General features: G+C 48.5%; 20 protein-coding genes and 3 tRNA genes. 20 read left to right on the top strand and 3 right to left on the bottom strand.

Annotated features, from left to right (window positions below; translation table 11 throughout):
- Positions 1-32 precede the first annotated feature (32 nt).
- From BUB35_RS00690 to BUB35_RS00660, 7 genes are all read left to right on the top strand, one after another.
- Positions 33-117, top strand: a tRNA-Leu gene (locus tag BUB35_RS00690).
- Between the two features lie 203 nt (positions 118-320).
- A tRNA-Leu gene (locus BUB35_RS00685) sits at positions 321-405 on the top strand.
- 77 nt (positions 406-482) lie between these two features.
- Positions 483-761, top strand: coding sequence for a hypothetical protein (locus BUB35_RS00680; protein ID WP_072848011.1), 279 nt, complete (start codon positions 483-485; stop codon positions 759-761).
- A 103-nt stretch (positions 762-864) separates the two neighbouring features.
- The gene (locus tag BUB35_RS00675; RefSeq protein ID WP_072848010.1) at positions 865-1,164 is read left to right on the top strand and encodes a hypothetical protein; all 300 of its coding nucleotides are present in this window, start codon (positions 865-867) and stop codon (positions 1,162-1,164) included.
- Positions 1,139-1,573, top strand: coding sequence for a hypothetical protein (locus tag BUB35_RS00670; RefSeq protein WP_072848009.1), 435 nt, complete (start codon positions 1,139-1,141; stop codon positions 1,571-1,573). Before BUB35_RS00675 ends, BUB35_RS00670 begins: the two co-directional genes overlap by 26 nt.
- Positions 1,534-2,187 carry a DUF3267 domain-containing protein gene (locus tag BUB35_RS00665; RefSeq protein WP_072848008.1) on the top strand — a complete coding sequence of 218 codons (654 nt, stop codon included), beginning with the start codon at positions 1,534-1,536 and terminating at the stop codon, positions 2,185-2,187. The genes BUB35_RS00670 and BUB35_RS00665 overlap by 40 nt, the downstream gene beginning before the upstream one ends.
- Before the next feature lie 63 nt (positions 2,188-2,250).
- Positions 2,251-2,335 (top strand) — tRNA-Leu (locus BUB35_RS00660).
- Between the two features lie 38 nt (positions 2,336-2,373).
- Here BUB35_RS00660 and BUB35_RS00655 read toward each other — a convergent pair.
- The 3 genes from BUB35_RS00655 to BUB35_RS00645 all read right to left on the bottom strand — a co-directional run bounded on the left by BUB35_RS00655 (position 2,374) and on the right by BUB35_RS00645 (position 4,126).
- Positions 2,374-2,889 (bottom strand): CarD family transcriptional regulator, encoded by a 516-nt coding sequence (locus tag BUB35_RS00655; RefSeq protein ID WP_072848007.1) that lies wholly within the window; start codon positions 2,887-2,889, stop codon positions 2,374-2,376.
- 244 nt (positions 2,890-3,133) lie between these two features.
- Positions 3,134-3,544, bottom strand: a complete 411-nt coding sequence (locus BUB35_RS00650; RefSeq protein WP_072848006.1) for an HIT family protein — start codon at positions 3,542-3,544, stop codon at positions 3,134-3,136.
- A 72-nt stretch (positions 3,545-3,616) separates the two neighbouring features.
- On the bottom strand, positions 3,617-4,126 hold the full coding sequence (locus tag BUB35_RS00645; RefSeq protein ID WP_072848005.1) for a ferritin-like domain-containing protein: 510 nt from the start codon (positions 4,124-4,126) through the stop codon (positions 3,617-3,619).
- 169 nt (positions 4,127-4,295) lie between these two features.
- Here BUB35_RS00645 and BUB35_RS00640 point away from each other — a divergent pair, with 169 nt between their 5' ends.
- The 13 genes from BUB35_RS00640 to spoIIE all read left to right on the top strand — a co-directional run bounded on the left by BUB35_RS00640 (position 4,296) and on the right by spoIIE (position 16,649).
- Positions 4,296-5,354, top strand: a complete 1,059-nt coding sequence (locus BUB35_RS00640) for an undecaprenyldiphospho-muramoylpentapeptide beta-N-acetylglucosaminyltransferase (RefSeq protein WP_072848004.1) — start codon at positions 4,296-4,298, stop codon at positions 5,352-5,354.
- A 94-nt stretch (positions 5,355-5,448) separates the two neighbouring features.
- The gene (locus BUB35_RS00635; RefSeq protein ID WP_084730490.1) at positions 5,449-6,231 is read left to right on the top strand and encodes a peptidylprolyl isomerase; all 783 of its coding nucleotides are present in this window, start codon (positions 5,449-5,451) and stop codon (positions 6,229-6,231) included.
- A 27-nt stretch (positions 6,232-6,258) separates the two neighbouring features.
- Entirely contained in the window at positions 6,259-6,750 is a 492-nt protein-coding gene (locus BUB35_RS00630) for a cellulose binding domain-containing protein (RefSeq protein WP_072848003.1), read from the top strand.
- A 490-nt stretch (positions 6,751-7,240) separates the two neighbouring features.
- Positions 7,241-7,651, top strand: a complete 411-nt coding sequence (locus BUB35_RS00625; protein WP_072848002.1) for an adenine nucleotide alpha hydrolase family protein — start codon at positions 7,241-7,243, stop codon at positions 7,649-7,651.
- Between the two features lie 286 nt (positions 7,652-7,937).
- Positions 7,938-8,438, top strand: a complete 501-nt coding sequence (locus BUB35_RS00620; protein WP_072848001.1) for an SEC-C metal-binding domain-containing protein — start codon at positions 7,938-7,940, stop codon at positions 8,436-8,438.
- A gap of 4 nt (positions 8,439-8,442) precedes the next feature.
- On the top strand, positions 8,443-9,504 hold the full coding sequence (locus BUB35_RS00615; RefSeq protein WP_072848000.1) for an L-threonylcarbamoyladenylate synthase: 1,062 nt from the start codon (positions 8,443-8,445) through the stop codon (positions 9,502-9,504).
- Complete coding sequence (gene rpiB, locus BUB35_RS00610) at positions 9,501-9,929, top strand: ribose 5-phosphate isomerase B (protein ID WP_022254205.1); 429 nt, start codon at positions 9,501-9,503, stop codon at positions 9,927-9,929. Before BUB35_RS00615 ends, rpiB begins: the two co-directional genes overlap by 4 nt.
- 14 nt (positions 9,930-9,943) lie before the next feature.
- Complete coding sequence (upp, locus tag BUB35_RS00605) at positions 9,944-10,570, top strand: uracil phosphoribosyltransferase (protein WP_072847999.1); 627 nt, start codon at positions 9,944-9,946, stop codon at positions 10,568-10,570.
- A gap of 50 nt (positions 10,571-10,620) precedes the next feature.
- Positions 10,621-11,661 (top strand): MraY family glycosyltransferase, encoded by a 1,041-nt coding sequence (locus tag BUB35_RS00600; protein WP_084730489.1) that lies wholly within the window; start codon positions 10,621-10,623, stop codon positions 11,659-11,661.
- A 250-nt stretch (positions 11,662-11,911) separates the two neighbouring features.
- Entirely contained in the window at positions 11,912-12,850 is a 939-nt protein-coding gene (locus tag BUB35_RS00595) for a DnaD domain protein (protein WP_072847998.1), read from the top strand.
- Between the two features lie 15 nt (positions 12,851-12,865).
- A complete protein-coding gene (locus tag BUB35_RS00590; RefSeq protein WP_159432842.1) occupies positions 12,866-13,858 on the top strand; it encodes an ATP-binding protein in 993 nt (330 codons plus the stop codon).
- A 9-nt stretch (positions 13,859-13,867) separates the two neighbouring features.
- Positions 13,868-14,134, top strand: a complete 267-nt coding sequence (locus BUB35_RS00585) for a helix-hairpin-helix domain-containing protein (protein WP_072847997.1) — start codon at positions 13,868-13,870, stop codon at positions 14,132-14,134.
- Between the two features lie 124 nt (positions 14,135-14,258).
- Positions 14,259-16,649, top strand: coding sequence for a stage II sporulation protein E (spoIIE, locus tag BUB35_RS00580; RefSeq protein WP_072847996.1), 2,391 nt, complete (start codon positions 14,259-14,261; stop codon positions 16,647-16,649).
- Position 16,650: the final 1 nt, after the last annotated feature.

Below are 16,650 nucleotides of genomic sequence, written 5' to 3'. Positions count from 1 at the left end.
AGCTGAAAACAGCAAGACACAAAACCAGATATGCGGATGTGGCGGAATTGGCAGACGCGCTAGATTCAGGTTCTAGTGGGCATTACGCCCGTGCAGGTTCAAGTCCTGTCATCCGCATCCAAGAAAAAATGACTTGCAAATGCAAGTCATTTTTTTGTTTTCGGTGGGACGAGAAACAACCTGCAATAGACGTTTTTGTCCCGGTTTTGCATGATATACAAAATACTTGAAAATTTTTTAGCAAAAAGTGTTGACAAGAAGATAAATTTATAGTATTCTAACTAAGCAAAGAAAAACATGTACAGAAAAAAGTACAATATGCGGATGTGGCGGAATTGGCAGACGCGCTAGATTCAGGTTCTAGTGGACATTACGTCCGTGCAGGTTCAAGTCCTGTCATCCGCATCTGAAAAGGCCATTGCAGAAGCAGTGGTCTCTTTTTTTATCTCAGGCTTTCAAAGGACAGATTAGGAGGAAAGAAAATGAGTTTGGACAGAACCAGAAGATGGATGCGTTTTTGTTGTTTGATTGGTTTGTTCTGCGTCATCTATACGATTTTTACAGGGGATTATTCTGGAAAAAGCCCGCTGATGTGGATTGGCATTGCCTTCATTGCGGCAGCGGCGTTTATTTATTTTCGCCATGGGGTTTGCTGTCACTGTGGCAGACGTCTGCCTATCCATGACATTTATCAGGGGAAATTCTGCCCCTACTGCCGGGGGGATCTCCATATGAATTCTTCCTCTACACCCAAAAGATAAGGATAAGAAACGGATGTTTCCATGACTGGAAATGTCCGTTTTTTGTTTAGAAGATGGCTTTTCTTCCATACTTATGCTATGATGACAAAAAGGGGGGATTGCCATGACATGGAAGAAACTGCGGAAAAAATATAAGATGTGGCTGACGTTGGCATTTGTATTTATGGTTTTGATGTTCGTTATGATGGGATTACAGATTGACGGATGGGTTGAGGTTTGTATGGGGGCAACATTCTTTTGCTTAGTTATGGTGATTTACATGATGCTCCGTTATGGCAGATGCAGGGTCTGCTATAATTTGCTGGACCCTTATGTCCTGTTCCATGGGGGCACTGCAAGTTCTGCGGTACACCTGTGGAGGATGAGGAGGAGAAGAAATGCTGACTTTTCGGAATATGCGTGAAATGACAAAAGACGAAATTAATGTTTTTTTGCGGGAAGGTAAGAAAATCGGCTGTGCCGTGCATACAAAAGAAGAACAGCAGGAGCTGCTGGAAGCACTTTCTCGTTCCAAAGAAACGGGATTCCCTCAGTTTGTACTGGTATATGAAAAAGATGTGCTCATGGGCTTTCTTTTCATTTACGGAGAGGAAGGGCATACTTGGATTATCCACAATGCCGACGAAAAGACATACGAACAGGAAAAGGAAATGCTGGCTTATGGTCGGGACTTATGCAAAAAATTGGGCAGTGAAAAGCTGGCAAAATGTTTTCAGCAACAGCTCGAAGAAGTGGAACGCATGGGGAAAAGCCATCAGGAGGCACGGATAGCATGGATCGAAGAAAACAACAGAAAAAAGAAAGAAAACTGACAGCGGCAGAACAGAAGCGGAAGGAAATGTTCCTAGAGAAAAAAGCCGCATTGGAAGCAGAAGGCTTTGAAGCCCATGACCTGACTATTTCTGCGGTTTATGCCAATGCTATGGCGTTGGTGCTGGCTTTGCCCATTGTGTTGGTGCTTTGGGCAGTTTTTGTCTGGAAAAATGGGCATGGTTCCATTTCCAGCCCCATGCTGCTGGGGGTGCTGGTGTTGTTTTTCCTGCTCCTTGTGGTTCATGAAGCCATCCATGGTCTGTTCTGGTCTTTTTTCGCAAAAAATAAATGGAAATCCATTTCCTTTGGCATCATGTGGAACTCTTTGACACCGTACTGCACCTGTCAGGAGGAATTGACAAAGGGACAGTATGCCATTGGCGGGATCATGCCTTGTGTGCTGCTGGGGATTCTGCCGGCAATTGCGGCTATTTTTGGGGGAAACTTGCCTTTGTTTTGGCTGAGTGCCCTGATGATTCTAGCGGCTGGCGGCGATTTGACCATTCTTTGGAAGTTATTTCGTTTTCGCGGTTCTAAAGGAGAGGTGCGGTTTCTGGATCACCCTTATGAGGCGGGTTTGGTAATTTTTGAAAGAACTTTTTCAAAAGTTTAAAAAAGTTGTTGACAAAGAACCTGTTTTATAGTATGATAGTCAAGCAAGTTCAAAAAAGCATATGCGGATGTGGCGGAATTGGCAGACGCGCTAGATTCAGGTTCTAGTGGACATTACGTCCGTGCAGGTTCAAGTCCTGTCATCCGCATCCAGAAAAAAGACCATCGTAGAAACGATGGTCTTTTTTTACGCCAGTTGCTTTTCTTCTGCAAAACGCTGCTGTACTTCTGTGCGGATTTCTCCCGGCTCTTTGCCAAGAGCTGCCGCCAGTTCCCCATAAAGAAGGCATTCCGCCTGTTTCAGATACCGCTGTTCTGTTTGCGAAATGTGTTTTCCCACACGGGCGTTTTCTTCGATTTTCTGATAAAGGGATTTCATTAACTGCAAATACTGCATACAGTCGTGGGTGTTCAGCATTTCGCTGTAGTGATTGGCTGTTTCTTTGTGGTCCCGGCTGCGGAAAGGCTCCGCGGAGATGTGGCTGATGTTGTCCAGATAGCTTTTTGCCTCAGCAGCAGAAATGACGGGACGCATGAATGCCCGGGTGGAAACGGAAACGTGGATGGTTTCAGAAAAAGGGGAGAAAAGCGGAATCAGGGTGTAGTATAGGCGGCCATCTTTTTGCTGGGGAAGGGGCGCAACGTCTGCTACGCGGCATACGCCTGTATTGCCATAAAAAACCAACTGATCTTTTCGATACATGAAAACACTCCTTTCGCTTTTCCTATGCTGTTTTTAGGATATCCCAGAAAAACCCTTCGTATTCAGTGTATCACTGTTTTTTGCCCAAAATCAAAGGAGAAATGGGGCAAAAACGCATTTTTGTGAAGGATGCGCAGGGGGCGAAAAGCAGGTTTTGTGCAGAAGTTCTAGGGGTTGTTGGTGAATTTTTCGCAAAAAAGGCATAAAAAAACCCCTTTCAAAAGAAAGGGGTTTTCGTGTCTGTTTACAGGCTCATTTCCAGTTTTTTGCGCATGTCTTCGATCTGTTCGTCTGTCAGATCCATGGGTTTGTATGCAATGGTGATGCCGTCGTTTTCATAACGAGGAATCAGGTGCAGATGGAAATGGAATACAGTCTGACCGGCAACGGTGCCGTTGTTCTGCATCACGTTCATGTGGTCAAAGCCCAGTCTTGCTTTCATTTCTCTGGCGATGATAGCTGCCAGACGGAACAGTCTGCCGGCTTTGTCCGGGTCGATTTCAAAGATATTGGCAACGTGTTCCTTCACCAGAATCAGCACATGACCTTCGTTGGCAGGAAAACGGTCCAGAATTACTTTAAATTCATCGTTTTCATATATAGTGGCGGAGCCAAATTCCCCCGACACGATTTTACAGAAAATACAGTCGCTCATAAGTATTCATCCTTTCGTATGTGATTTGCTATCAGTATAGCACGAAAGGAAGGAGATTGCACAGATTTTTGTTCAAAAATATTTGCTGAACAGATAGGTCAATGCGTTGGCATGGCTCTGCTTATCTGTGAGAATCTCGAAAAACAGGTCACGAAGGGCACCGTCGGGCACTGCCAGAAAGAAATTCCGGTAGAAATCTGCCGCATCCAGTTCCTGCATGAGAGTTTCCTCCAGATAGGTTTTGGGGTCGATGACTTCCAGTGTGGATGGTGTCTGGCTCTCGTCAGGGGTTTCCGGTGTTTCGCCTGTAATGAGGAACAGGGCTTCCCGCAGGTTTTTCAGATGCTTTTTCTCGTCCAGATACATGGATTTGAGCATATCGGCAGAGGGGGAGAGGACAGGGGCTTCCGTCAGCAACCGGCGGTAGCGGTTCGCAAGCTGGGCTGTTTCCTCTGCGGCAACTTTCAGCAGCGCCAGCAGACGATCGTCCTCTGCCAGTTCTGCAATGGCAGGGTCTTTGGCTTCTCGTGCCGTCAGGCTCTGCCGCTGAAAATAATGGGTATTGCGATTATATGGGTACATGTTCGTCAGTCTCCTTTGCTTTTTTTCTATCATATCTATGCACAAGAAAGGTGGGACTTGCATAAAATCGCCTTTTTTTCAGAAAAAACAGAAATCTTCTGGCAGTTGCCCATTTTTTCTGTTATGATAGGAAACGGTGAAAAATAGTATATTACAGGGGTGAATCTCTATGAAACGAATCGTATTGACAGGCGGCGGCACAGCGGGCCATGTGACGCCCAATCTGGCAATCCTGCCTTTGCTGCGGCAGGAAGGCTGGGAAGTTTTGTATATCGGCTCCGAAAACGGCATTGAAAAGAAACTCATTGAGGCGGAAGGCGTGCCTTATTACAGCATCCCTACGGGAAAACTGCGCCGTTATCTGTCCAGACAGAACATCACCGATATGTTCCGTGTGGTAAAAGGCGTCAGCGAAGCCACCAAACTGCTGAAAAAGCTGAAACCCGATTTGGTATTCTCCAAAGGGGGCTTTGTGGCAGTGCCTGTAGTGCTGGGGGCAAAGAAAAACAAGATTCCTGTGATCATCCACGAATCTGATATCACACCGGGTCTGGCAAACAAAATCGCGATGCCTTTTGCGAAAACAGTCTGCACCACATTCCCGGAAACACTGAAATATGTTCCCAAGGAAAAAGGCATCCACACAGGCACACCTATCCGTGCGGAACTGTTCAAAGGCGACAGACAGAAAGGTCTGGAAATCTGCGGTTTTGACGGCACAAAGCCTGTTCTGCTGCAGATGGGCGGCTCTCTGGGGGCAGTGAAACTCAACGACGCTTTGCGGGAAAGTCTGCCTTCTTTGCTGAAGGATTTTGACATCATCCACCTTTGCGGCAAAGGTCATAAGGAAGAAAGTCTGGAAGGCACAAAGGGATACCGTCAGTTTGAGTATGTCACCGATGAACTGGCAGACCTGTTCGCGGCGACAGATGTCATCATTGCTCGTGCGGGCAGCAACTCCATTTCCGAGTTTTTGGCGCTGAAAAAGCCCCATCTGCTGATTCCGCTTTCTGCAAAGGCAAGCCGCGGCGACCAGATTTTGAACGCTGCGTCCTACGAAAAACAGGGCTTTGCCATGGTGCTGCCGGAAGAAGAACTGACAGCTGCAACCATGGAAGAAAAAGTGCGTGAACTTTATGCAAACAGGGAAACCTATATTGCAGCTATGGAAAAGAGTACCCAGAATAACGGCGTGGAAGCAGTCATGTCCCTGATTCGCCAATTTTAATAAACATTTAAGAAAAACAAATTGACACAGACTTTTTGCGTGTAATACAATATTTCTCATGTATGAGATGAAAAAAGCAGGCAGGAGGAAAACAATGATGAAAAAATATATCAGTTTGATTCTGGCAGGACTTTTGATGTTCACAGCAGCAGGATGCGGCAGTGAAACAAATGCAGAAACCGATACAGAATCTACAGGAGAATATGTGAATCTGCAGGCGCAGATGCCCGAAGAAGGCGAAGAAATCGCTGTGATCGACACTTCCAAAGGCGTGGTAAAAATGCGTTTCTTCCCCGAAGAAGCACCGAAGGCAGTGGAAAACTTCAAAACACTGGCAAAGGACGGCTACTATGACGGACTCACATTCCATCGTGTCATTGAGGACTTTATGATTCAGACTGGTGACCCTACAGGCACAGGCACTGGCGGTGAAAGCTGCTGGGGAGAGGACTTCGAGGATGAAGTTTCCCCGAACCTGCATTTTTATAACGGCGCTGTTGCCATGGCAAACAGAGGACCCAACACCAACGGCAGCCAGTTCTTCATTGTGCAGGCAAAGACTGTCACAGAGGATTATCTGAAAGCCCTGGAAGATGCTCGTGACAACAACGAAGAAGAAATGGGCGTTACCATTGGCGATGAATTTTATACACTCAGCCAGCTCTATCCCGAAAGCGTCATGGATTATTATCGGGAACATGGCGGCGCAGTGCATTTGGAATATGTTTACGGCAACCCTTATACCATTTTCGGTCAGGTCATTGAAGGAATGGATGTAGTGGATGCCATTGCTGCTGTGGATGTGGATGAAAATTCCAAACCACTGGAAGATGTGATCATCAACAGCATCACATTTGAACCCTACACAGCAGAATAAAGAAAGATAGAAATGAGGATTTGGAATATGAGAAAAAAACTGGTTTTGGTATTGACATTGATGTGTGCTGTTGCGGCTTTTGCCGGCTGTGGGAAAGAAGAAGTGCCTCAGCAGGAAGTTTCCTACAACATGACTTTCATCAATGAAACAGGGAAAGGCGCATCTGCCCTGAAAATTCGTCCCACAGAAGAAGACGATTGGACAGATAACATGCTGAAGGAATCCGAATGGAAAAACGGTTTTTCCGTCCCTGTTACCCTCAACGGTATGGTGCCTGTGGTGGAAAACGGCTGGCAGGTGCAGATGACATTCACAGACGGTACAGAGCAGATCTGGGACAATGTTGTGCTGGAAGACGGCGACACCATTACATTTACACTGGAAAATGGTACTCCCTCTGTGACACACATGCCCGCGGAAGACATGACAAGTGACACAGAAGATGTGCTGGATGACAGCGATGTACAGAACCAGTTGGATGACGAATCTTTGCAGGATGATACCCTGACAGAAGAATAAGAAAAAACAGAGAGGATATGGCAAAAGCCGATTCTATCTCAGACTGAAGAAAAACTAAGTTTTACACTTTTTCAAGAACGCGGAAGGGGTTGGGGAACAAAAGGGTCAACACATTTGCTTCGCAAATGCCAGCCATAAATGGCTGTCCGCATCTCTTGCGGTGTGGGGTTCCCCAAATGGAATCCGCAGTCGGAATTCACTTCTGACGAGGAAAAGCCGGAGTTTCAAGGCATTTAGCTGATGGAACTTCGGCTTTATACTTCTGTCTACTCGTCAAAGGCCCCCATGAAATGAGCCTTTGACGACACCCTGAGAGAGGATTTGGCAAAAGCCAGTCCTCTCTTTTGTTTTGTAAGAAAGAATTAAGAGAAACCATCGGTGTTTTCTAAGATTTATGGGTTATGATAAGTATGGAGTGTATGGTAGCTTTTGAAAAACAAAATTTTCGCCATACAGGGAAACTGGCGAATGATGTAAGGAGGCAACCTTCATGAAAACAAAAAAAGAAAACATACTGGTGCTGGTAACGGCGGGGAAAGAATCCAAAAGATTCATGGAACTGGCCAAAGATGCCGCAAAGGCAGGCAACGGGGATTTATACATCTTGCATGTAGCGCAGGGCGAAAATATACTGGAAAGTGGAGAAATGTACGAAATGCAGCGGCTGGCGAATTATGGGTGCCGGCTGGGCGGGCAGGTCTGCCTGTGCTGTGAACAGGACGTGGCAGCGTACATCAGCCGCTTTGCCAGAGAAAAAGACATCACAGGCGTGCTGCTGGAGCCGCCGGTGAAAAAAGAGAAAAAATCTATCTGGAAAGAACTGCTGGAGCGGATTGCGGCACTTTTACCGCCGGGCACCTGCTTGCTTTCCGAGAGAGAACTGGCTGCCGCGGCAGTATGACAGAAAAAAACACAGGATGCTTAAGCAAATTCTCCTTAAGAAAACATATTCAATATCTTCATAAAATAAGAAAGCTGAAATCCTCTGTTATGATAAGAATTTCAGCTTTTTTTGTTTTCTTCTGAAGATGCCCCTTACAGTGTACCTGTGTTTTTTTGCGGATTTTTAGGAGCCACAGAGGCGGAATTGCTATTTTTTGTTGCAAATCGGGCAAAATTATATTATGATTGCAAAGAGCAAGTTTTTTGCGAAAGAATGGATGATAAAGTTAAAGGAGAGAAATGATATGAGTTTGTATGAAAGCTGGATGGAAAAAGCATTTTCCAAAGAAGGCAGAAGTGTGGATGCGATTTGGGATGAATACCTGCCCAAGGAACAGCACATCTATGAATATATTCTGGCAAATAAGCTGACAAAGCTGGAAGGTACTGTGAAAGAACTGGCAGAACGTTTCTCCATGACCACAGAAGAAATCGTGGCTTTCGTGGATGGCATCAACGATGTACTGCCTACACCTTACGAAATGACAACACTGGAAGAAGATACAGCTATCGTGCTGGATATCGACTTTGAACGTCTGTTCAAGAAAATGGTAGAATACCATGCAGAACACCTGTATCAGCTGCCCCAGTGGGACGGCATCTTTGACGCAGACACAAGAAAACGTCTGACACTGGAACAGAAACGCTCCAGAACCATCGTCAAAGGCGAAAAAATCGGACGCAATGACCCTTGCCCTTGCGGCAGCGGCAAAAAATACAAAAAATGCTGCGGAGCGAACCTGTAAGCATATGAAAACCATTTTGCGCAAGGTTGACCCCCTGCAGCCCGATGCAGACATCATCGCCGAAGGCGCTGAAATCCTCAAAAGAGGCGGTCTGGTTGCTTTTCCTACGGAAACGGTTTATGGTTTGGGAGGCAACGGTCTGGACGGTGAAGCCTGCAAAGGCATTTATCTGGCAAAAGGTCGTCCTTCCGACAATCCTTTGATCCTGCATATCTCCCAAATCAGTGAATTGCGTCCCATTGTGCGGGAGATTCCTGCGGCGGCGCAGAAACTCATGGATGCTTTCTGGCCGGGTCCATTGACCATGATATTCCCAAAAACGGATATTGTGCCTGATTCCGTCACTGGCGGACTGGATACGGTAGCGGTGCGCTTTCCCTCACATCCTGTTGCCATGGCGCTGATCCGCGCGGCAGGTCTGCCCATTGCGGCGCCCAGTGCCAACGCATCCGGCAAGCCAAGCCCCACAAGGGCGTCCCATGTGGCTTTCGATCTGGATGGGAAGATTGACATGATTCTCGATGGCGGCGCGGCAGAGTGGGGACTGGAGTCCACCATTGTGGATGTTTCCGTGACCCCTCCGATGATTCTGCGTCCCGGTGCCATCACAAAGGAAATGATGGAGCCTTTTGTGGGCGAAGTGACTGTAGACCCTGCCATTTTGCAGAAACCCCAGGAAGGACTGCGTCCCAAAGCCCCCGGCATGAAGTACACCCATTATTCCCCCAGAGCGGAAGTGTATCTGGTGCGTGGAGAAGGGGTTCAGGCGAAGATCAATGCCCTGACGGCACAGGAAAAAGCAGCGGGGAAAAAAGTCGGCGTGCTTGCCACAGAGGAATCCAAAGACGGCTATACAGCGGACATTGTCCTGTCTGTGGGCAGTCGGGAAAATCTGGAGGAAGTGGGCGCCAACCTGTTTAAAGTATTGCGCAAATTCGATTTCTTGGAAGCAGATACGGTATACGCGGAAGTATTCCCGCTGGAAGGGGAAGGGCTGGCAATCATGAACCGGCTCCAGAAGTCTGCCGGATACCGTTTCATTGAAGCGAAAGGAGAAGAAAAATGATAGCACTTGGTTGTGACCACGGCGGTTTCCCTCTGATGAAGGAAGTCATCGCTTATTTAGACGCAAACAACATTCCTTATAAGAATTATGGGACATTCTCCGAAGAATCCGTGGATTATCCCGTATATGGCAAACTGGTTGCCCATGCGGTAGCAGATGGCGAATGTGAAAAAGGCATCCTCATCTGCGGCACAGGCATCGGTATCTCCATTGTGGCAAACAAAGTCAAAGGCATCCGTGCAGCACTGTGCGGCGATGTGTTCTCCGCAAAAGCAACCAGAGAACATAACGATGCCAACATTCTGGCAATGGGCGCTCGTGTGACAGGCCCCGGTCTGGCACTGGAGATCGTAAAAGCATTCTTGGAAACACCTTTTTCCAACGATGAACGCCATATCAGAAGAATCAAACAGATCGAAGATTGAGAAAGGGGAAATCCATGAGTAAATTATTCGTATCGGAACATCCGCTGATCCAGAGCAAAATGGCAATGCTGCGTGACGCAGAAACTGGCGCAAAGGAATTTCGTGAGATCATCGGCGAAGTAGCCATGCTCCTTTCCTACGAAGCTACCAGAGATTTGCCTTTGAAAGAAGTTCAGGTGCAGACACCAGTGGATGTGGCACAGTGCCGCACCATCGACACAAAACTTGCCATTGTGCCTATTCTCCGTGCAGGTATCGGCATGACAGAAGGTCTGCTGCGGCTTATGCCCACAGCAAAGATCGGTCATATTGGTCTGTATCGTGACCCCAATACACTGCTGCCTGTGGAATATTACTGCAAACTGCCTGCCGATGTGGAAGAAAGAACCGTTTTTCTGACAGATCCCATGCTGGCAACAGGCGGTACAGCGGAAGCTGCCATCGGATTTTTGAAGGATAAAGGCGTAAAGAAAATCATCTTCCTGTGTATTCTGGCTGCGCCCGAAGGCGTGAAAAAGATACAGGAAGCCCATCCTGATGTAGATATCTACGCAGCGGCTTATGATAAATGTCTCAATGACCATGGCTATATTGTGCCGGGTCTGGGGGACGCCGGTGACCGTATTTTCGGTACGAAATAAACTGGGTTCCTGTTTTCGGCGTTTGCCGAAAGGGTTAGGAGTGAATTTTTTTGGTAGAGCATAACTGGTTGTTATATATTGCGGCTTTTGCCTGCGCTTTTGCCATTACGCTGGTGACAACACCTTTCGCAAAATGGCTTTCCGCAAAAGTGGGCGCCATTGACTATCCCAAAGACAGAGGGGTACATAAAAAACCCATGCCTCGTATGGGCGGCGTTGCCATTGTGCTGGGCTTTCTCGTTACCGTGCTCATGGTCTATTTCTTTGACCGCAGCATGAGCCCCAAACAGTTTGTGGGCTTTATCGTAGGCGCTGGCATCATTGCGGTGCTGGGCATGATCGACGATATGAAAGACCTGCCGGCAAAACTGAAATTCTGCGTGCAGATTGTAGCGGCGCTGATCGTCATTTTTTCCGGCACACAGATTCAGATTGTACTGTGGCCTGTAACGGCAACATTGCAGAAATTAAGTATTCCCATTACGCTGGTGTGGATCGTTGGGGTTACCAACGCCGTAAACCTTATTGACGGTCTGGACGGTCTGGCGGCAGGGGTAACGGGCATTGCGGCCCTGAGCCTCATGGTGCTGTGCATCATGACAGGTTCCACCACAGCGGTGGTGCTGACTGCGGCTTTGGCTGGGGCGTGTCTGGGCTTCTTGCCCCGTAACTTTAACCCCGCGGAAATCTTCATGGGGGATACAGGCTCCACATTTTTGGGCTTTGTATTGGCAGTAACCAGTATTCTGGGCGTGTTCAAAGGCTATGCCCTGCTGGCGCTGGTAGTAAGTATTTTCTGTATTGGTCTGCCTATTTTCGATACCATTTTTGCCATGCTTCGTCGTATGGCGAAACATCAGCCCATCATGCAGGCAGACAGGGGGCATCTGCACCATAAACTCATCGACCATGGTTTCAGTCAGAAAAAGGCGGTACTCATCATGTACGCCATCAGTATTTTTCTGGGACTGCTTGCCATCTTCATTGCCGTCAAAGACTCCCGTATCTTCGTGGTGGCTTTGCTGACAGTGGTGGTACTGAGTTTCATCATTTACTATTTCAATGCCCACATCAAAAATAAAAATCAGTGATGCCCTTTGGGGCTTCTTCATAAGAAAACAAAGAAAGCTGAAATCAGAGGATTTCAGCTTTCTTGTTGTGATGAGATTTGATGGGATATGTTTTCTTCTGAAGAAAGCCATCGCAGTTCCCATTCAGAAATCGGAAAAAGAAAGATAATGTTTTCTGTGGGAACTTGCTGAGCAGGTTCCTCTTTTATTGTGAAGGGGCGTGTTTTGTAGTATAATAACCCTGTATGCACAGAGAAAAGGAGGGAGAGATATGGCGGAGGAAATCCGTATTTTGAAAGATTTTATCGAAAAAGAAGTGCCAAAAGCGCCCCCGCTGTATGTGTCCGTCTTTTTGATGACAAAAGCGGCAGAAGGCAAGACTTCGGCAGCAGAAATCGCGGAAAAACTGGAAATACTGGAAAGCGATGTGCTGAAAGCATGGCGGTATTGGGAAGAACGGGACTGTTTCGCAAAAGAAGCGGCGCAGATGTCCCAGCCAAAAGCCATCCCCTCGGAACGTCCCCAGTATTCCCCTGCGGAATTGTCCTGTTATCTGAAACGGGAGGATGTGAAACGTCTGTTTCAGTCTGCTCAGCAGAAATTGGGCAAGACCCTTTCCAGCGGCGATATGGCGACATTGTTCAGTTTTTATGACTGGCTGGGACTGCCTTTGGAAGTCATTGATCTGCTCTTGACTTATTGTGTTTCCCGTGGCAAACGGGGGATGCATTATATCGAAAAAGTAGCCATGGGCTGGGCAGAGGAAGGTTTGGATTCTCTGGAAGCCGTGGAGGAATATTTGCAGATGCGAAAGGAAGGCTATGGCGCCATCATGCGTGCTTTCGGTCAGGGAAAACGTCTGCCTGCGCCGGAAGAAGAAACGTATATAAAAAAATGGCTGCGAGAGTATAAACTACCCTTGGATGTGGTGGTGACGGCTTGCGAGCGTACCATCATGCGTACCGGCGGCGTCAGCTTTGCCTATGCGGATAAGATTTTGCGTGAGTGGCATCAGGCAGGGGTGAAAAGTCAGGCGGATATTGCCAAGCTGGATGAAGCCTTTGCAGCAAAACGCGCCCAGCAGAAGGCTTCCGAGCAGCCCAGACAGACAGCGCCTCAAAGACAGAATCGTTTCATCAACTACACCCAGCGGGAATGGGACTATAACGAACTGGAACGATTGGAACGGGAAAAACAACGAGAATGGTAAGGCAGGTGAGAAATTTTGGCAACCAGAACACAGATTTATAAAGAAATCCTGCGGGAATATGACGCTCTGCGGACAGAACAGGCAGCAAAGCTCCGTCAGCGGAAAGAAGAAATCTACCGCCGTTTGCCCCGTGTGCGGGAAATCGACGAGACCCTTTCCATGCTGGGGGTACAGACCGCAAAACTGGTGCTTTTGAAGCCCGGCGATATGCAGGATGCCCTGGTGGAAATGCGGGCAAAGCAGAAAGAATTGCAGACAGAACGGCGGATGTTATTGGAAAGCATCGGCTTGACTCCGGCAGATATGGAGCTGGAATACGTCTGCGAAACCTGCAAAGATACAGGCTATGTGGATAACGTGCCCTGTACCTGCCTGAAACAGAAAGTTATGGACAAGCTCTATGACCAGTCCAATGTGCGGGATATTGTGAAAGTGGAAAACTTCGACCATTTTGATGTGCGCCTTTACAGCGAGCAGGTTTCCAAAAAAGAAGGTATTTCTCCCAGAGAAAACGCCATGCAGATTTTGCGGCAGGCGCTGGCTTTTGTGGAAAACTTTGCCGATGGGGGACAGAACCTCCTCCTTTACGGCGCAACGGGCTTAGGAAAAACATTCCTGTGCAGCTGTATCGCCAAAGAACTGCTGGATCAGGGCTATGTGGTGCTGTACCTGACGGCAGGGCAGCTGTTCCGCAAACTGGAAGAAATCCGCTTTTCCAAGGATGAAGACGCGGAGAAAGAAGAATGGGACAAGGAATTGCTGGAGGCAGACCTGCTCATCATCGACGACTTGGGCACAGAGTTTGCTACCCTCTTTACAGCGTCGGAACTGTTCCGTCTCATCAATGACCGGAAATTGAAGAATAAATCCGTTATCATTTCCACAAACCTCAATCCCGAGGACATCACCAATCAGTATTCAGACCGTATCACTTCCCGTTTGCGGGAATATAAAGTGCTGAAATTCTTCGGGGATGATATTCGTGTGGTGAAGAAATTCCGAAAGTGAGGGATTGCCATGAAAAACGAGTTGTGCCAGATTCCCGGCGTGGGACCGAAAATGGCGTCCTATCTGGAACAGCAGGGCATCCATACCATTGCAGACCTGAAAGGAAAAGACCCGCAGGAAATTTATGAAAAAGATTGCGCCGCTAAGGGCTTTCGGGTGGACCCCTGCGCCCTGTACGTATGGCGGCTGGCGGTCTACTATGCGGAAAATGAGGAGAAAGACCCGGAAAAATTGAAATGGTGGTACTGGAAAGACCACCCATACCCGGAAAGATAACAGAAAGTCGTTCTTAGGAAATAAGGACGGCTTTTTTTGTCGGAAAAAACAATACGATAAAGACAGGTTTCGCCAAAAAAAACAGGCATATTTCCGTAAACTATGGCTATGGAGGGAAAGAGACATGGAAAAAACGGAAATTTTACTGGAAACGGAACAGAAATTGCCCCCTTTGGGGAAAGCCCTGCGTCCTGCGCCTACACCTAAGGCGAAACAGAAAACTTCTCTGGCACAGGCAGGACGATATGGCGCCTTATGGGCAATGGTGTATCTTTGGAGCGGCGGCGAAGTATTGCAGATTTTACATCCCCTTGCCATGAGCATATTGACGGTGTTTCTCGGCAGTGGTCGGGTATTTTGGCTGGCACTGTCAGCGGCGGCACTAGGCGGCATGGGAAATGGTGTGGCATTGAAGCATGGAGCGGTGCTTTTGGCGGCAACACTCATCCATTTGACATTGGGTCGTTTTGTCACAGCAGAAGAAACCCTGAAAAAAGCCCTGCTGGGTGCCTTTGCCATGGCGCTGGGCGGATGTTTTTACGCCGTGGGGCAGGGTGGACTGACATTCTATTTTGTGGTGGCAGGGGTGGAAAGTGCTATGGTATTGGGCATTTCCCTGCTGGTGCAGAAGGGGTCAGGGGTGCTTTTTGCCCCCAAGAGAACGGCGGTGTGGAGCCGGGAGGAAACTTTATCGGTACTTTTGATACTGGGCGGCGCGTTGACGGGTGCGGCACAGATGGAACTGCCTTTTTTGCAGGACAGGCTCTTTCCGGTGCTGACGGCGTTGTTTTTGCTCATTGCCGCATGGCGGGAAGGTGTTGGCGGCGGCGCGGCGGCAGGTGCCCTTATGGGTTTTCTGCTTTTTGTCTGCGGTGTCGGGAATCTGCCACTTTTTGCGGTGCTGGCGTTAGGTGGATTGTTGGCTGGATGCCTGAAAGATGTTGGAAGGCTGTTCGCTGGGCTGGCTTTCTGGATGACGGCGGTGCTGTTCAGTTTTTACGGCGAGCCTGTATTTGAAAATAAGGAACAGCTTCTTTGGCTGGGAGCTGGTGCTTTGGTGTTTTTGTTTCTGCCGAAAAAGATACTGGCAGGGGCTGGGGGACTTTGGCAGGCAAATCAGGCAAAAGACCGGTATACCCAGATGCGGGAAATGGCGGAGGAACGCTTGCGAGGCTTCGGGAAAGCCTTTCACGGTCTGGCGAAGGTATTCGGCGGCGAAGAAGAAACGAGAAAACAGGAGATTTCCGCCTTGGTGGATACGGTGGCAGAGAAGGTCTGCCAAAGTTGCGGCATGGCGCACTATTGCTGGGATGAAGAAGTGTATCGTACTTACAGCATGACGTTTTCCGCCTTGTCCTGCTGTGATGGGGCAGGACGGGTCACTACGGAACAGCTTCCGGCGTGGTTTCAGGAGTTATGCCCCCGAAAAGAAGCCTTTGCCCAAACGGTATGCACTGTCTATGAACGGTACCGCCAAGACTTGGTCTGGGCAGGCAGATTGCAGGAGTGCCGGAATCTGGTGGGGCAGCAGTTGGATGCCGTAGGCGGTATTCTGGAGGAACTGACGGGACAGATGGATACAGGATGTATCATTCTGGAAAATTTACAGGAAAGCCTCACCCTTGCCCTGCGGAAAGCAGGCATCCGTGTACGGGAAGTACAGGTCACCGAGGAGAAAGGCGGCAGAGGAAAACAGGTGCGGCTGGTGGTGCGGGGATGCAACGGCAGAGGTATTTGTCGGGAAGCTATCCTGCCTGTGGTGCGAAAGACGCTGGGGCGGCAGATGGAACAGGTGGACGAAAATGTGTGCCATCTGGAAGGGGAAGGCTGTGTGCTGACTTTTGTGGAAGCCCCTGTTTTTGCTTTGACGGCGGCAACGGCTTTTGCGGCAGGAGAAATGGGCAAGCCCTGCGGCGACGCATCTTCTTTTCTGGAAAGTGAAAGAGGGACTGCCCTTTTGGCAGTGTCTGATGGCATGGGCACAGGAGAAAAAGCGGCGGCAGAAAGCAAGGCTGCCATTGAACTTTTGGAACAGTTTGCGGCGGCAGGATTTTCCAGAGAATTGGCGGTACAGCTCATCAATTCCGCTTTGCTTTTGCGGCGAGCAGAGGAAAACTATGCCACACTGGATATTTGCAGTGTGGACCTCTACGACGGACAGGCGGAGTTCATCAAGCTGGGAGCGGTGGCTTCTTTTATTTGCCGGGGAAATCGGGTCATTTCCGTTTATGCCCATACTTTGCCTGCGGGGATACTGGAACAGGTGCGTGTGGAGAAAAACGACATGCGTCTGAAGGATGGGGACTTGATTCTCCTTTTGACAGACGGCATCACCGATGCTTTTGGAGGAGAGCGGCAGACAGCCCAATGGCTGGAGGAGAAATTTTTGCCCCAAGGCTTTGCGAATCCCCAGGATGCGGCGGATTTTATATTACAGGCGGCACAGGAACACTGCCAGAAAGAGCCGGACGACATGACGGTGCAGGCGGCAAGATTCTGGAAGAAAATTGCGTGAG

This window comes from Anaerotignum lactatifermentans DSM 14214 (genome assembly GCF_900142265.1).
Classification (GTDB): domain Bacteria; phylum Bacillota; class Clostridia; order Lachnospirales; family Anaerotignaceae; genus Anaerotignum; species Anaerotignum lactatifermentans.
The sequence above is the reverse complement of the archived record's forward strand: the minus strand, read 5'-3'. Positions and strand labels throughout refer to the sequence as shown.

Coding starts and splice junctions, on each gene's coding strand:
- BUB35_RS00680 (WP_072848011.1), top strand. CDS start 483: ATGAGTTTGGACAGAACCAGAAGATGGATGCGTTTTTGTTGTTTGATT.
- BUB35_RS00675 (WP_072848010.1), top strand. CDS start 865: ATGACATGGAAGAAACTGCGGAAAAAATATAAGATGTGGCTGACGTTG.
- BUB35_RS00670 (WP_072848009.1), top strand. CDS start 1,139: ATGCTGACTTTTCGGAATATGCGTGAAATGACAAAAGACGAAATTAAT.
- BUB35_RS00665 (WP_072848008.1), top strand. CDS start 1,534: ATGGATCGAAGAAAACAACAGAAAAAAGAAAGAAAACTGACAGCGGCA.
- BUB35_RS00655 (WP_072848007.1), bottom strand. CDS start 2,889: ATGTATCGAAAAGATCAGTTGGTTTTTTATGGCAATACAGGCGTATGC.
- BUB35_RS00650 (WP_072848006.1), bottom strand. CDS start 3,544: ATGAGCGACTGTATTTTCTGTAAAATCGTGTCGGGGGAATTTGGCTCC.
- BUB35_RS00645 (WP_072848005.1), bottom strand. CDS start 4,126: ATGTACCCATATAATCGCAATACCCATTATTTTCAGCGGCAGAGCCTG.
- BUB35_RS00640 (WP_072848004.1), top strand. CDS start 4,296: ATGAAACGAATCGTATTGACAGGCGGCGGCACAGCGGGCCATGTGACG.
- BUB35_RS00635 (WP_084730490.1), top strand. CDS start 5,449: ATGATGAAAAAATATATCAGTTTGATTCTGGCAGGACTTTTGATGTTC.
- BUB35_RS00630 (WP_072848003.1), top strand. CDS start 6,259: ATGAGAAAAAAACTGGTTTTGGTATTGACATTGATGTGTGCTGTTGCG.
- BUB35_RS00625 (WP_072848002.1), top strand. CDS start 7,241: ATGAAAACAAAAAAAGAAAACATACTGGTGCTGGTAACGGCGGGGAAA.
- BUB35_RS00620 (WP_072848001.1), top strand. CDS start 7,938: ATGAGTTTGTATGAAAGCTGGATGGAAAAAGCATTTTCCAAAGAAGGC.
- BUB35_RS00615 (WP_072848000.1), top strand. CDS start 8,443: ATGAAAACCATTTTGCGCAAGGTTGACCCCCTGCAGCCCGATGCAGAC.
- rpiB (WP_022254205.1), top strand. CDS start 9,501: ATGATAGCACTTGGTTGTGACCACGGCGGTTTCCCTCTGATGAAGGAA.
- upp (WP_072847999.1), top strand. CDS start 9,944: ATGAGTAAATTATTCGTATCGGAACATCCGCTGATCCAGAGCAAAATG.
- BUB35_RS00595 (WP_072847998.1), top strand. CDS start 11,912: ATGGCGGAGGAAATCCGTATTTTGAAAGATTTTATCGAAAAAGAAGTG.
- BUB35_RS00585 (WP_072847997.1), top strand. CDS start 13,868: ATGAAAAACGAGTTGTGCCAGATTCCCGGCGTGGGACCGAAAATGGCG.
- spoIIE (WP_072847996.1), top strand. CDS start 14,259: ATGGAAAAAACGGAAATTTTACTGGAAACGGAACAGAAATTGCCCCCT.